This is a genomic window from Flavobacterium sp. 5 (assembly GCF_002813295.1).
Lineage (GTDB): Bacteria > Bacteroidota > Bacteroidia > Flavobacteriales > Flavobacteriaceae > Flavobacterium.
On the sequence record NZ_PHUE01000001.1, the window covers coordinates 33145 to 46775 of the forward strand.

At 29.3% G+C, this 13631-nt stretch carries 15 protein-coding genes and 1 tRNA gene; 2 read left to right on the forward strand and 14 right to left on the reverse strand.

Annotation, left to right across the window (positions count from 1 at the left end):
• Nucleotides 1-57: 57 nt before the first annotated feature.
• The 3 genes from CLU82_RS00120 to CLU82_RS00130 form a co-directional block, all read right to left on the reverse strand.
• Complete coding sequence (locus CLU82_RS00120; protein WP_232735180.1) at nt 58-2514, reverse strand: TonB-dependent receptor; 2457 nt, start codon at nt 2512-2514, stop codon at nt 58-60.
• 84 nt (nt 2515-2598) lie between these two features.
• A complete protein-coding gene (locus CLU82_RS00125; protein WP_100841173.1) occupies nt 2599-3507 on the reverse strand; it encodes a FecR family protein in 909 nt (302 codons plus the stop codon).
• Between the two features lie 49 nt (nt 3508-3556).
• A complete protein-coding gene (locus CLU82_RS00130; protein WP_100841174.1) occupies nt 3557-4072 on the reverse strand; it encodes an RNA polymerase sigma factor in 516 nt (171 codons plus the stop codon).
• Between the two features lie 205 nt (nt 4073-4277).
• Between CLU82_RS00130 and CLU82_RS00135 the strand changes: the two genes are divergently transcribed.
• Nucleotides 4278-5297 (forward strand): hypothetical protein, encoded by a 1020-nt coding sequence (locus CLU82_RS00135; RefSeq protein WP_100841175.1) that lies wholly within the window; start codon nt 4278-4280, stop codon nt 5295-5297.
• 74 nt (nt 5298-5371) lie between these two features.
• On the opposite strand, the gene CLU82_RS00140 is transcribed toward CLU82_RS00135, so the two are convergent.
• The 11 genes from CLU82_RS00140 to CLU82_RS00190 all read right to left on the reverse strand — a co-directional run bounded on the left by CLU82_RS00140 (nt 5372) and on the right by CLU82_RS00190 (nt 12870).
• A complete protein-coding gene (locus CLU82_RS00140; RefSeq protein ID WP_100841176.1) occupies nt 5372-6070 on the reverse strand; it encodes a lycopene cyclase domain-containing protein in 699 nt (232 codons plus the stop codon).
• A complete protein-coding gene (locus CLU82_RS00145; protein ID WP_100841177.1) occupies nt 6070-6516 on the reverse strand; it encodes a sterol desaturase family protein in 447 nt (148 codons plus the stop codon). Before CLU82_RS00145 ends, CLU82_RS00140 begins: the two co-directional genes overlap by 1 nt.
• Before the next feature lie 7 nt (nt 6517-6523).
• The gene (locus tag CLU82_RS00150; RefSeq protein ID WP_100841178.1) at nt 6524-6982 is read right to left on the reverse strand and encodes an SRPBCC family protein; all 459 of its coding nucleotides are present in this window, start codon (nt 6980-6982) and stop codon (nt 6524-6526) included.
• Nucleotide 6983: 1 nt separating this feature from the next.
• Nucleotides 6984-7442 (reverse strand): hypothetical protein, encoded by a 459-nt coding sequence (locus tag CLU82_RS00155; protein ID WP_100841179.1) that lies wholly within the window; start codon nt 7440-7442, stop codon nt 6984-6986.
• Nucleotides 7442-8278 carry a phytoene/squalene synthase family protein gene (locus tag CLU82_RS00160; protein WP_100841180.1) on the reverse strand — a complete coding sequence of 279 codons (837 nt, stop codon included), beginning with the start codon at nt 8276-8278 and terminating at the stop codon, nt 7442-7444. The genes CLU82_RS00155 and CLU82_RS00160 overlap by 1 nt, the downstream gene beginning before the upstream one ends.
• Complete coding sequence (locus CLU82_RS00165; protein WP_100841181.1) at nt 8262-9770, reverse strand: NAD(P)/FAD-dependent oxidoreductase; 1509 nt, start codon at nt 9768-9770, stop codon at nt 8262-8264. Before CLU82_RS00165 ends, CLU82_RS00160 begins: the two co-directional genes overlap by 17 nt.
• Before the next feature lie 29 nt (nt 9771-9799).
• On the reverse strand, nt 9800-10456 hold the full coding sequence (locus CLU82_RS00170; RefSeq protein WP_100844880.1) for a MarR family winged helix-turn-helix transcriptional regulator: 657 nt from the start codon (nt 10454-10456) through the stop codon (nt 9800-9802).
• Between the two features lie 598 nt (nt 10457-11054).
• Nucleotides 11055-11133 (reverse strand) — tRNA-Arg (locus CLU82_RS00175).
• Nucleotides 11134-11351: 218 nt separating this feature from the next.
• Nucleotides 11352-11564 carry a hypothetical protein gene (locus tag CLU82_RS00180; protein WP_100841182.1) on the reverse strand — a complete coding sequence of 71 codons (213 nt, stop codon included), beginning with the start codon at nt 11562-11564 and terminating at the stop codon, nt 11352-11354.
• 79 nt (nt 11565-11643) lie between these two features.
• Nucleotides 11644-12084, reverse strand: a complete 441-nt coding sequence (locus CLU82_RS00185; RefSeq protein ID WP_100841183.1) for a hypothetical protein — start codon at nt 12082-12084, stop codon at nt 11644-11646.
• Between the two features lie 339 nt (nt 12085-12423).
• Nucleotides 12424-12870 carry a hypothetical protein gene (locus CLU82_RS00190; protein ID WP_100841184.1) on the reverse strand — a complete coding sequence of 149 codons (447 nt, stop codon included), beginning with the start codon at nt 12868-12870 and terminating at the stop codon, nt 12424-12426.
• A gap of 157 nt (nt 12871-13027) precedes the next feature.
• On the opposite strand from CLU82_RS00190, the gene CLU82_RS00195 reads away from it, so the two are divergent.
• Nucleotides 13028-13276 (forward strand): helix-turn-helix domain-containing protein, encoded by a 249-nt coding sequence (locus CLU82_RS00195; RefSeq protein WP_100841185.1) that lies wholly within the window; start codon nt 13028-13030, stop codon nt 13274-13276.
• Nucleotides 13277-13631: the final 355 nt, after the last annotated feature.

Sequence of the window (13631 nt, forward strand, 5' to 3'; positions counted from 1 at the left end):
TTTATAAAAAAAATAAAAAGAATAACAAAATTTTTTATAAATCTTGTATTAGAAGTGCTATAACGAAACTCTAAAACTTACATTTGGAGTTCTTTGCAGTGCAAATGTTTCAACTTCTTCTATAGAATTTGTGAAAGAATTTATTCTATAAAAATCGCTGATTTCATTTCTTCTATTTAAAATATTTAAGATAGATATCCCTAATTTAAATTGAACTGCATTGGCAGTTTCCCACTTGTAAGTCGAAGAAAGATTGATTTGTGAAAAAATATGTAGATTGGTATTGTTCGGTTTATTGTAAACCAACACAGGATTGGAAGGGTCAATTACGGAGTTGAACGGAGTTGTTTTCGGCCTGCCGGAAGACCATTTTGTTCCCAGAGCAATTTTAAAATTATTTTTCTCATAAATTCCTGCCCATGATACTGTATGTGTTAACTCATAGTTATTTGGAAAATTTGGATCCTGATAATTCGAAAAATGATAATTATTGTTATTATAAGTATAACTTAACCAGGTCAGAAAATGATTTATTTTTTTCTGAATTAGAATTTCTGTTCCGAAAACTTCATAATCGCCGGTTGTTCGAACAAACTCTAACTGGTTTTGAAAACCCTGACTTGCAGTTGTAATTCCTGAAACTTTTTTATAGAAATTTTCTATATCAACCAACCAGTCATTCTTTGTGTAGAATAAATTTAATGATAGCTGTTTACTTCTTTCAATAGGTATTGATAGATTATCTGAGATAATCCAACGTCTTTTTTCAATGCCAAAATAATCTTTTTGCAAATCAATGATTTGTTGGGTATTTTGACTTTTTAGCTCGCCTAATACTTCTAAATTTAGACTTTTACTAATCCCGTAGATAAATTGTATTCGGGGCTCTACAATATACTTCTTAAACTTTTCGATATAATTAATTCGTGTTCCAGCTTTAAAATATATTCTTGAAATCGTATCATCGTATTTTGCTTCTAAAATTAAGGCATGGGTTCTCAGCACATCTTTAACTTTGCGATAGAATTCAGGCGTATTTACCTGCTCGAAATTTGTAACACCTATTTCATCAAATTGATAGCCATCATTAAAACTAAATTTAGAATTAATAATATGATTGTTCTCTAAATTAAGTCCATTATTATTTACCTTATTTTCCTGAACAGCGACTTGATTTTCGGTAGTAATATTTTGATTGGCTATAAGTTCATAAGACGAATTGTAAATATTAATCTTAGTCGTATTAAACTTGTTCCAATCTCTCTTCCACGACAGATTTCCACCATAATTTTGTTGACGCAACTTATTATTTTCTTCCTTGTATGCGCTGTTTGTTGTTGCACTTTGAAAAACCTGCAGATTGTCTTTTATAGTTATTAAATCTAATATTATCTGATCTTTAAGCCCTATCTTTTGAACAAATTTTAGTGTAGCATCATAGAAACCAAATTTTTTATCACTTCGATAATCTATATTTTGATATTGATTTAGCGAAAAATCATTGATTGCAGTATTTTGATATACTTTATTGAAATACTCTTTATAAGTAGGTGTTTCTACAAAATCAGTAATAGATTTGCGCGCTGAAATTTCGATATAACTCTTTTTTGAAAGATTGTACTTCCCATAAATATCCGCATTAATCATATTTATTCCGGCACTAAAAGAGTTTTTTTCTGCTTTTTTGGGAGTGGAAGAAATAGCTACAACACTAGATACACTTTCTCCAAAAAAGGCAGAACTTCCGTTTTTATAAATAGTAATTGTGTGCGCCAAATTGGGGTTAAAGACCGATATTAAACCGAAAAAATGTCCCGTTTGAAACATTCGTATTCCATTCCACAAAAACAAATTCTGATCGTGTGTACCACCGCGAACATTAATACTCGCTACACTTTCATCAAGACTATTTACGCCCGGTATTTGCTGCATTGTTTGTAAAGCATCTGGTTCTATAAGTCCTGGCAGAATACCAAATTTCTTAGGTTTAATTTCAAAGGATCCGTCTTTATTTTTTGTAATTCCCGAAGCCAAAATAGCATAGGCTTTAATTTCTTCAAGTTCTGTAACTTCAGGTTCTAATACTACTTCTAGGCAATTTTTAGAATCGGAATTATCGGCCACAATTCTTTTTGTTATGAATCCTACATGACTAATTAAAAATACAGTTGAATCCTCTTTTGTAAATTCAAAATAACCATTTGAATCAGTTGCAATCTGTGTTTTATTACTTAAAGTAATATTTGCGTTTTCGATAGGTTTTTTATCTGAAGTCGAAAAAACATAACCACATATTGTTTTGGACTCTTTTTCTTTTTTATAAATATTAATGAATTGGTTTCCTATATTTTCAAAAGATAAATTGGTTTTATACTCCAGATAGTGCAGTTTCTGATCTAATGAAAGTGATTTTTTCGGAGGAATCACTTCCAGTCCGGCAATAGTATTCTCGGTGTAATTAAAACTAACATGATGCTGTTGTTCAATATCAATTATGATTTGCGTAAAAGGCATAGTTTTCCCCTCGCCTTGAGCAAAAAGATTCAGGACATTGAAAAATATAAAAAATGAAAAATGAAATCGTTTGGGGAGTAACATTTATTTTTCGTCAAGAATTATTTTGTTCTTTGAAGCTTTTTTCACTTCTAAATGATAGGTTGTACTAATAATTTGCAAGGCTACATTCAGGTCTTTAGCAGGTAATTTTCCTGTAAATAAAGAGACTGTATCTTTCGCATTCAATTCGATTTTAATATTGTATTGTCTTTCAACTTCATCTAATATTGTTCTGATATTTTCTTTATTAAAACATATCTGATTGTCGATCCATTCTGGTTTCGATACATTTATTATCAATTTTGCCTGTTTTCCATTTTCAAAACTAACGCCTTGTCCGTGAGTTAACAGAACCTGAGTGTTTGCATAATTTACCTTTACACGTCCTTCATAACACACTACATCAAACCTGTTTTTTCTGGCTTTCACATTAAATTGAGTTCCTAAAACTGATACTTTACCAAGGCTCGTCTGCACTTCAAAGCGTCTGCCTTTGGCTACCTTGAAATAAGCTTCTCCTTTTAGGTCAAGACGTCTGTTGTTGTCCCAGTTCCATTTTTTATAATTTATTTCAGAACCAGAATTTAGCACCACCTCAGAATTATCAGGTAATGAAAAAGTTGTTTTTTCTCCAAAATTTGCGGTTTGCGATTGAGGCACAAAATTTTTCAAGGCAACCGTTATTCCAAGAGCTAGAACAAAAATAGCTGCTGCTCGAAACATCCAATTTTTGTATAAAGGAATCATTTTTGGAATCTCGATTGTCGATTTCTCTTGCTTAAAAATGTTAGACAACATGGCGTTTTCATCCAAATCATCTACCTCCAAATGCGCTGTATAATTTTTTATTTTTTGGTATTTTTCGAAATCGGGACTTGCTTGGAATTCAACTAATTCATCCTCCGACAAATCATTGTTGAGCCATTTTGCTAATAATCGATTTTTTTTCATTGTACTGGTATTATAACATTAAAACAATTAGAACTTAATTTACCCTACTTTATATCTCAATTTCTTTACGCAGACTTAACAAAGCCAAATGAATGCGCTTTTCTACTGCCTTTACACTAATGTTTAATTCTAAGGCAATTTCACTGTATTTTTTTCCATCAATTCGATGCATCAAAAAGGCAATACGTTGTTTTTCGTTTAAGTTTTCAATAGCTTTCAAAAGTTTAGCCTGAAATTGTTTTTCCTCCAGAATATATTCCGGATTTTCATTTGTTTTATCTAAGCCTGTAAAGTTTTTTTCATACCTCAAAACTACTTTTTGATGTGCAATTTCATTTAAACTACTATTATTTGCAATAGTATAAACATATGATTTTGCTTTTTCTATTGGAACCGAAGCGCAGTTTTGCCACAGTTTCATAAATGCTTCCTGTGCTAAATCTTCTGCCTGACCTATGTTACCAAATTTGTAAAAAAGAAAATTCCGAAGCGCTTTTATATGACTTTTAAAAAAAGACGAAAAAATTATTTCGTCACAAGTGTTTGATTGATTTTTATTTGGCATTGATATTTTTCAATTTGTGCGCTGTAAAAGTATTTATTTTTAGGTTAAGTAGGGTAAAAGTAAAACTGATTGTTTTATTGAAATAAGAAATGTAATTTTTAATGTGATAATTACAGATTAAAAAATAAAAAACCAAAACCCCTGATTTCAAATTAATTAAAAAAACAGATTCTTTTAATTTTATTACATTTGTAAAAATATAAATATGTTACCTCTAAAAAAATATTTATCAATAGTGGTTTTCCTGTTCTTATTGTCTTGCCAAACTGAGATCGATGAGCAAGTTAATAATACCCAGGAAACAGTTACCAATACTTCTCCTCTGACTTCATATTTACAAAGGGTTGCGATGGTTAATACGGTACAGGATAATGTAATCGACAGGTCTACCTATTGTACAATAAAACTACCTTATACTGTTACTGTTAATAATGAAAAAATTGCTGTTAATACCACTGCAGATTATCAGAAAGTAACAGCTAATATCAATGCAAATAGTTACGATGATGATATTGTAAAAATAGATTTTCCTGTTACAATGGTTTATTATAATTACATGGAAAAATCTATTCCCAATGAAGCTGATTTTGATTCTTTAATAGACTATTGGAATCAATTTCCTGATCTTTTATCGAAAATTAATGGACTAAATATTAATTATCCTATAACACTTAATACTTATAACAGCGCAAATCAAATAGCAGGGTCTGTATCGATTATTAGTGATGAGGCCTTTTTTAATTTTATAAAAAACTTGAATAGCAGTCAGTATATTTCCTTAAAATATCCAATTTCTATAGTAGATTACCATAATCAGACTAAATCAATTACAAGTAATTTAGATTTCGAAAATGCAATCAAATATGCGATTGATTACTGCCCGGAAAATAACGTTGTATCATTTGATTTTAATGCTGTAATAACAAACGGTTCCTGGATGATACCGTATTATTTTTATGATTCAGAAAAAACGATCTCTTATACTGGATATTCATTTGTATTTAATAGTGATAAATCGGTAGTTGCGACCAAAGGAACAGCTTCAGAAACGGGTCAATGGAATAGTACAATTCAAAATGGTGTTAGAGAATTAAAAGTAAATTTCAGTTCAGAACTACTCGGTAAATTGAATCATAATTGGAAGTTGTTTGAATTTAATAATTCACAAATAAGATTACGCGAGGTAACTAATAGCACCAATTATCTTTATTTTGAAAAAAAATAAGTATTATTAAGTTTGATAAAGATCACTCTATCTAAACGTAAATTTCTACGTCCATTAAACGAAAGAATCTTATCTTACCCTATACTACTTTCCCTTTTTTGAAATAGTTTAAAGAAATAAATCACCCATAAAAACTGACTGTAACCATAAACAGCATCTTCAACAGGAATCGTCAGCATCCGAATTCCTAAAAATTCATCAGGATTGTAATTGACAATCGGTGATTCTAATCCTGAACCTGTCAATATTCCATTCACAGGAAAAAAACCCAACATCAGTATTAAATATACAAACGAAGCCTGACTAATCCACGTGGCTCTAACAATAAAATGAAGATAAATCAAGATAATAATTGTTGCAATAGCTGTAACAAAAGTATAAGTCTTCTCTGGATGTAACAAAGCAATAAGACTGCAAACAATAATACTTAAAAACACAATTATATTATTGAAACCAGATAACCAATCTAGTTTAAAAAAGGTATCAAAACAGAAATAAGTAAACACACAAGAAAACGGAATACAGATAAAAAAAAGCATTTCCTCAATTGGTAAACCTGCAATTACAATTCCCGAAGTATAATCAAAATTAAACCACCAAATACCATGTATTGTAAACCAAACATCCCATAAAATATAGGGAATAGCAACCAAAATAGCCGATTTTATAAATGCTCCAAAATGTTTATGAAACTCAATTCTTTTATCAAATGAGGCAATAAAACAAACAAACACAGTAAACAGTAAAATCAAAAAATAAGTATAAGGCTTCATTATTTTTTAGTTTTAAAGTATTTCTTCGGAACATATAAAAAGCCAAAACACTCCCCAAAATATTTATCCAAATGCTTATGATGTTGTTTATGAGCTCTGCGAAGTGCCAAAAAATAGGAACTCTTAGTATTACGAAAAAGCTTTACCCTTTGATGAATAAAAATATCGTGCACAAAAAAGTAAGCCATTCCATAAAAAGTAATCGCCAAACCAATATAAAAAACATAATTAAACCCTTCAAGAGATCCAAAATACATTAATGCAATAGCCGGCAAAGCAAAAATCACAAAAAAATAATCATTTTTTTCAAGCGATCCGTCTGTACTATGATCATGATGGTCTTTGTGTAAGATCCATAAAAAACCATGCATAATGTATTTATGAATAAGCCAAGTAGCACCTTCCATGCTAATAAATACCGTAATGACAATTAAAAAATTTATCATTTTTCTATTATTGATTAAATATTTTCTCTAAAACCTGAAAGCGGTAATTAAAAATTGCTTCAAGCTTACTTTTTACAAATAACGAATGAGCTAATGTACCAAAAATCCACATTGGCAATTCATAATCAACCGTATCTCTTATCAATACACCATTTTCATTTGGAATAAACTCATGAAAATGATTCCATAGTTTGTAAGGACCTTTAGCTTGAAAATCGGTAAAACTCTTTTGATAATCAACCTGCGTTATTTGGGTTTTCCATTTCATAGGAATTCCTAGTACAGGCGAAACTATATAATCAATTTCCATTCCTTCATAAATACTGCTATTTGCATTCTTTGTCAAAACAACAAACCCCATATCCTTTGGCGTAATAGCTGATAGATTTTCAGGATTTGAAAAGAAAGCCCAAGCCGTAGCGATATCGCAATGAAGTTGTTGTTCTCTATATAATTGGTGTATCATTTTATTTATTTAAAACAGTATCTAAAAATTTCATTAGACTTTCTGATTGAACGTCTTTCTTGTGTGTTCCAATAAATTGTTCATCTTCATTTATATTTTTGGAATACCCCAAAAAAGAAGGACAATTTTTTTGCACTGATAAACGAATCAATCTAATTTCAATGTTATTGCTATCGCTATTTATGGCTTTTTCAATATTTTCTTTTCCTTTTCTGAAAGTTCTTAATTTTGAAAAAGGGTTAGTCACATGATTGGCCCAAATGGTTTGAAAACTTCCTAAATAAGCCAGATAAACGTTAGTATCTTTTACTTTCTCTAATTCATTTATCATTTCTTCGCACAATTTTTTATCCGAAACTGCTTGTTGATAATGATTTCTAATATAATCCAAATCGATAGAAAATCCAAAGCTCTCCATTGAAAAAAGTAAACAAACACAAAAACTAATTAGAGTCTTCATTAGAACATTGCAATTTTATATCGCACATAACTTCTCATCATCACATTCATTTTTTGAACATTCGGAATTCGAATACGCTCTTGCAGAATATTCTCTGCTTGTGTATTTCTAATCTTCTTAAATAATGATAAATAATAACGATAGGCTAAATACACTCCGAATTTAGAAGAAGAAGGTAATAATTGTATTCCGACTAAAGCTTCTTTAAATTCATTTTCAATCTCTTTTTCGATCTCTTTCTTTACCCTATTATCAAAAACATTCATGTCAATATTCGGAAAATAAGTTCGTCCCAAAATTTGAAAATCTTCGTTTAAATCCCGCAGGAAATTCACCTTTTGAAAAGCGGATCCCAATTTCATAGCAAATGGTTTCAACTCTCTGTATTTTATCATATCACCGTTGGTAAAAACTTGGAGACACATCAGCCCTACTACTTCTGCCGAACCATAAATGTATTCTTTGTATAAATCGGAATTGTAATCCACTTTTTCTAAATCCATTTCCATGCTATGCAAAAATTGGTCAATTAAACCTTTCTCAATTTTATACTTGTAAACAGTATCTTGAAAAGAGTGCAAAATAGGATTAAGAGATATTTCTTCTTTTAAGGCTAAATCCGTTTCGTTTTTAAATCTTTGTAATAAAGTCTTTTTATCATAACCATGGAAACTGTCTACAATTTCATCAGCCAAGCGTACATAACCGTATATAGCATAAATTGCAGAACGTATAGACGGATTTAAGGCCAAAATTCCTAAAGAAAAGCTAGTGCTATATTTTTTAGTAGTCTTCTTACTTACCTCGTAAGACAATTCATCAAATAGTTTTTTCATTTTTAAGGCTTTTAAGTTGATTCACTTCTGTTGCTACTATTTTTCCTGATATAATCGAAGGAGGAACTCCTGGACCAGGTACAGTTAATTGTCCTGTATAAAATAGATTTTTTATCTTTTTATTTTTTATTTTAGGTTTCAAAACTGCTGTTTGCGAAAGCGTATTGGCCAGCCCGTAAGCATTACCACCGTAGGCATTATAATCCTTAATGAAGTCCGATACACAATAGCTTTTTTGATATGCAATTTTAGATTGTAAGTTTTGAGCTCCTGAGTATTTCTCTACTCGTTCAAGCATTTTCTTAAGGTACTTTTCTCTAATTTGTTCATCATCGTCAATTCCAATTGCCAGAGGCATTAACAAAAAAAGATTTTCTCCATCAGGCGGAGCAACTCCCGCATCCGTTTTTGAAGGACAGCAAGCATAAAATAACGGATTTTCTGGCCATTTTTTTTCACCATAAATCGAATCAATATGAGTATCTAAGTCATTTTCAAAAAACAGAGTATGATGTTTGAGGTTTGGAATCTTCTCTTTAAAACCTAAATAATAAATCAGACATGAGGGTGCAAAAGTTTTATTTTTCCAATACTCTTCAGAATAATTTCTTTGTGAACTATCAAGAAGTGTTTCGCTATGATGATAATCTGATGAAGCTACAACGGTATCAAATTCATGAATTTTTCCATTAATAAGTAATGAACTGATTTTCCCGTTTTCAGAATTTATTTTTTCAACTGAGTGATTAAAATGAAAAATAACTCCTTGTGATTCCGCCACTTTTTGCATTGCCAAAACCAATTGGTAAAAACCTCCCATCGGATACCAAGTTCCTAATTTATAACCTCCATAATTCATCAAACTGTACAAGGCCGGAATATTTTTGGGTGATGCTCCCAAAAAAATAACTGGAAATTCCATGAGTGTTTGTAATTTTTTATTGCTAAAATATTTAGCTACATATGATCTAAAATTTGTCAATAAATCCAATTTCAAAGCACTTGAAGCAATTTTTGGTGAAATAAATTCTAACCAATTATGACAAGGTTTTTGAACAAAATCATTCATTCCAATCTCATATTTATATTGAGCGGAATTCATAAATTTTTCCAATTTTTCTCCAGCCCCTTTTTCCATGCTTTCAAATAACACTTTCATTTCTTGAAACGATTCGGGAACTGGCATTTTTAAATCTGAAAAAATCATTTCAAATTGGGGATTTAGAGCAACTAATTCAAAAAAATCAGAAGTTCTACAATCAAAATCATTAAAAAAACTTTCAATAATATCAGGCATCCAATACCAACTTGGTCCCATATCAAAAACAAAACCTTCGGCCGTAGTAAATTGTCTGGCTCTTCCTCCCGGCTGATTGTGCTTTTCAAAAACATGAACTTCATGCCCTGCTTTGGCAAGATATGCAGCGGCTGAGAGCCCTGAAATTCCTGCTCCAATTACAGCTATAGATTTTTTTGTTTCTGATTTTTGCATAAGTTTATATATGTGAGCTTTTATATGTTTTAATTAGCTTCTAAATAAGCCGAATAAGCAATATTTAAAAATTTGGAAGGATCTGAATTTTTATCATATAATGGTCTATGGAAGTTATCTAATTTTTGAAGCAAACTAATTAACTGCATCTTTTCTTTGTCATTCAAATCTGCGGTAACAATTTGGGTAGCTTGTCTAATTTTATCCATTTGTTGTTCTAAAGTCAGCAATCCATTTTGGGTAATTGTAATAACTTTACTTCTTTTATCTACAGTCGAATCTTTTTGTTCGACCCAATTACTCTGAATCAATCTATCAATAATTTTCATCCCCGAAGGTTTGTCTTGGATATTCTTTTTTATCAATTCCATTTTAGACATTGAACCAAAAGCTTTTAGATTAATGAGATAAATAAAATCCTCCTGAGTCGAAAAATCAGAACCATAAATTGCCGATTTTGAGTAGGATTTCGCATATCGGTTCATGTGAACAATAAGAGTATTAATAACACTTTCTGGGCTCCTACCTGCCTCTTTACCTTCCCAATTGAGTTCATAATTTTCCAGATCTCTCTTCATCCATTTTTTAAAACCATCAACATCGTTCGAATAATCTTCATTATCAAGTTTAGCCTCTTCAAACTCCTGAACTAAACCAACTACATCTTTCAATAAATTATAATTCATAACAATTGATATTTTTAAATCTGAGTTAAAACCTGAATGTAATACTTTTAAAAAAAACAAAACACATAGAAACATAGAAAGCAGCAATAACCTATTATAAATGTGCTTTAATAATCTAATCAAAAAAATGAAAAATAATTAACTATGTAACTATGTGTCTATACTCAATAAAATATATTAACAACCATTTAATAGTATACAAATATACCTTTAAATGATATATAATTTTATTTTAATAATTTTATTTTTTAAAAAAAGCGTAATATTACACTTAATTACATCTTAATAAGAATACATTAAAATTTATTTATAATTCACTACGCTAAAATACAGAATCAAGAAGTAAGTAAAGATATAATGGCTTACATCTCCCCAAAGTCTACCAACTTTGCTGAAAAATTGTAATTTATAGAGCATTACGCAGAGCAGGGAATAAAGATTGAGATTCTTCATTAAGCACAAAGATTTGTACTTTTTTCTATGATTTACTTTTCAATCCTTAAATAAGAGAGTTCTTCTATTCACTTTTTAAATTTCAAGAGCAAAACGAAAAAGCTATAAAACCAAAAAACCCCTTGAAAATCAAGGGGTTTAAGAGTGAACGCAGAAGGATTCGAACCTTCGACCGCCTGCTTAGAAGGCAGGTGCTCTATCCAGCTGAGCTATTGAAAACATTCAATTTATTTCTTTATTTAATATTATGTGCAAATAATATGCAAACAAAAACCTGATTAGTATTTTTTTAAGTTGAAACTTCACAGGGGGAAGGATTCAACTTTTCAGATTTTAAGGGGGGATTCATTGAGGAGTCTACACATTTTCTACACTTAAAACTAATAATTTTTTAAAAAAGAACTTCAACTTTAAGATTAGTATAAGTATTTTAAAAGATAAGCTAAAAAATACTTTTAATACCAATCAACATTAAAGTAATAAGAAAGAGTGCAACAATTATAACAACTATAGTTGAAAGAAAAGTTTTTGATTCTTCCTTTCCTTTGAATAAAAATATTAAAATCGCAATTACAAAAGAACTCATAAACACAACTGTTAAAAAATCATCAGTCATAAAACTACCTTCAAAAAAATTTCCTCTATTTGTATCCATAATATTTGTTTTATTAAACTATTTTATTGCTTAACTTTTTATAAACAATTATACGATTAAAACTATAATAACTAAGAAATTACCGTTGTTCCATTACACCAAATTCCATTAGATAAGAACACATTGGAAAACTAAACAAACTCCCTTTTTCCTCGCTCCATTCTTTTAATAATGATTGTCTATCAGAAAAAATATGGGGCAATAAAACAAACGATTTCAATGTCTTCTCTTTATAATTTTTAGTTAAACAAAATTCTAAACTATTTGATGCATCACTGCCATAATATGGAACTGAATACATTGCAGAATGTGCTGGAGAAACATTATTTCCAAAAAAATCTTTCTCAGGGAAAATTGATGTATCCAAAAAAGTATAATAAATGTAGTTTATCTCATTATTAACTTGTTTTGTAATATTATTATTTGTTTTCTTCTTTTTTTGAGCCTTTTTTAAATTACTCACCTGAGCATCAGTATTAAAATAGATTAAAACTACAATGATTGAAAATATTTTTCTCATAATTCGTAACTTTTTTTTAAAAAAATTAAAGTAAAATTCTTCTACCCGTTCTTATGGCTGAAATGGGAAATAACTTTTTGGCTAATTTAAAAAGCCAAAAAAAGTTATTCTCGTTTTATGCCACATATTTTAAGTAAATAGCTTTCATAGTTTTTTTAAATAGTAATGAAAACAATTTGAACTAAATCAAATTTTATCTGTTAAGACAAACTTATAATATCAGTATAGTCCTAAAATACACATTTAAATGAATTTTATTGAAGATCAAGGGAGACAGTTTGATTATTCTTGCTATAAATCGTTTATAAACTTTAATATTAAAATATTTTCATAAAGTTTTTAAAAAATACTAATTGCATATCCATGTCCAATTTTATCATTAGGTTCCCTAGTATCTACAAAAGTTTTATTCAATTCTCCGTTAACATAAAAATTAAAAGTAATAGTGCCTTTCTCACGCATTACAGTATCAGTTGAAAGCATTACTTTATATGGATTATCGACTCGTTTGACTATAATTTCTTTTGACCAAATTTTAACATTATTATCTATGTAATCTAATTTAGGTAAATTATAATTATCATCAGTTGTATACTCTACATAACCAACACAGCTGGTACAACCATTGTAAGCTGGAGAAGAAAATATTAATTCATATTTGAGTTTAAAAGGCGGTTTAATATCATCTTTAACAATAATTGGGACAGAAATATTATCTTCTCCTCCTGAAGAACAAGATTGAAGTATTAAAAATGTAATCGCAATTAAATAAATTATTTTTTTCATTTTTTTGTTTTTAGATAAGTAAATAAAGTAACACTAATTTTAATTTCTTTATGGCTTTCCATACTTTGACTTTTATTGCAAACATACAAAAAACAGTTGAATACAACCTGGTCAATACAATCCCTCTTATTCAATCAGACGAAAGTAATTTTCGAATATGGAAAAAAGAGTTAGAAAATCAATAATTAGCCAAGAAATTATACTACTAGGACAACGTATTGAAGAAATAATTAAAGAAAAAGATTTAAAAACGAGAGAAGTTGCTCACGATGCTAATTTAGACGTTGAGAATCTAAGAAAATACATTAAAGGAAAGCAAGAAATGAAAGTTGGCACAATGCTAAAAATTGCTAAATCTTTAAATGTTTCAATAGAAGAATTGTTTGATTTTTTGATATCAAAATAATTATTATAATTATTTAATCAAAAAAATTATAAAAGCTATATTATTCTTTTGGACAGTATTTTTTTTAAACTTTTCAAAAGGTTTATTTTACTCTAATGGGTAGACAGCTTTTTTTTCCTTTATTATGCTTTTTTTTAAACCTAATAGTAATCTCAATATTTAATTTTTACTAATATTTTTTATAACTTTATTAATTATAAAGATTTATATCTTATACCATTTATTACCTTCTAAAACATTGATATTGTCAGGAAAATAGACTAACTTTGCTAGGCTTTAGGAACTTTGAATCAACACTCTTAATAACAAACTCTCATAGACGCTCCTTCAGACAGATTCTCAACTTCACTACTCT

Bases quoted from the DNA above. Each gene is read 5' to 3' on its own strand.
- CLU82_RS00190 (WP_100841184.1), bottom strand. From the start codon at position 12,870: ATGAAAAAAATAATTTATTTAATTGCGATTACATTTTTAATACTTCAA.
- CLU82_RS00170 (WP_100844880.1), bottom strand. From the start codon at position 10,456: ATGAATTATAATTTATTGAAAGATGTAGTTGGTTTAGTTCAGGAGTTT.
- CLU82_RS00185 (WP_100841183.1), bottom strand. From the start codon at position 12,084: ATGAGAAAAATATTTTCAATCATTGTAGTTTTAATCTATTTTAATACT.
- CLU82_RS00155 (WP_100841179.1), bottom strand. From the start codon at position 7,442: ATGAAGACTCTAATTAGTTTTTGTGTTTGTTTACTTTTTTCAATGGAG.
- CLU82_RS00125 (WP_100841173.1), bottom strand. From the start codon at position 3,507: ATGAAAAAAAATCGATTATTAGCAAAATGGCTCAACAATGATTTGTCG.
- CLU82_RS00165 (WP_100841181.1), bottom strand. From the start codon at position 9,770: ATGCAAAAATCAGAAACAAAAAAATCTATAGCTGTAATTGGAGCAGGA.
- CLU82_RS00145 (WP_100841177.1), bottom strand. From the start codon at position 6,516: ATGATAAATTTTTTAATTGTCATTACGGTATTTATTAGCATGGAAGGT.
- CLU82_RS00160 (WP_100841180.1), bottom strand. From the start codon at position 8,278: ATGAAAAAACTATTTGATGAATTGTCTTACGAGGTAAGTAAGAAGACT.
- CLU82_RS00195 (WP_100841185.1), top strand. From the start codon at position 13,028: ATGGAAAAAAGAGTTAGAAAATCAATAATTAGCCAAGAAATTATACTA.
- CLU82_RS00120 (WP_232735180.1), bottom strand. From the start codon at position 2,514: ATGCCTTTTACGCAAATCATAATTGATATTGAACAACAGCATCATGTT.
- CLU82_RS00130 (WP_100841174.1), bottom strand. From the start codon at position 4,072: ATGCCAAATAAAAATCAATCAAACACTTGTGACGAAATAATTTTTTCG.
- CLU82_RS00180 (WP_100841182.1), bottom strand. From the start codon at position 11,564: ATGGATACAAATAGAGGAAATTTTTTTGAAGGTAGTTTTATGACTGAT.
- CLU82_RS00150 (WP_100841178.1), bottom strand. From the start codon at position 6,982: ATGATACACCAATTATATAGAGAACAACAACTTCATTGCGATATCGCT.
- CLU82_RS00140 (WP_100841176.1), bottom strand. From the start codon at position 6,070: ATGAAGCCTTATACTTATTTTTTGATTTTACTGTTTACTGTGTTTGTT.
- CLU82_RS00135 (WP_100841175.1), top strand. From the start codon at position 4,278: ATGTTACCTCTAAAAAAATATTTATCAATAGTGGTTTTCCTGTTCTTA.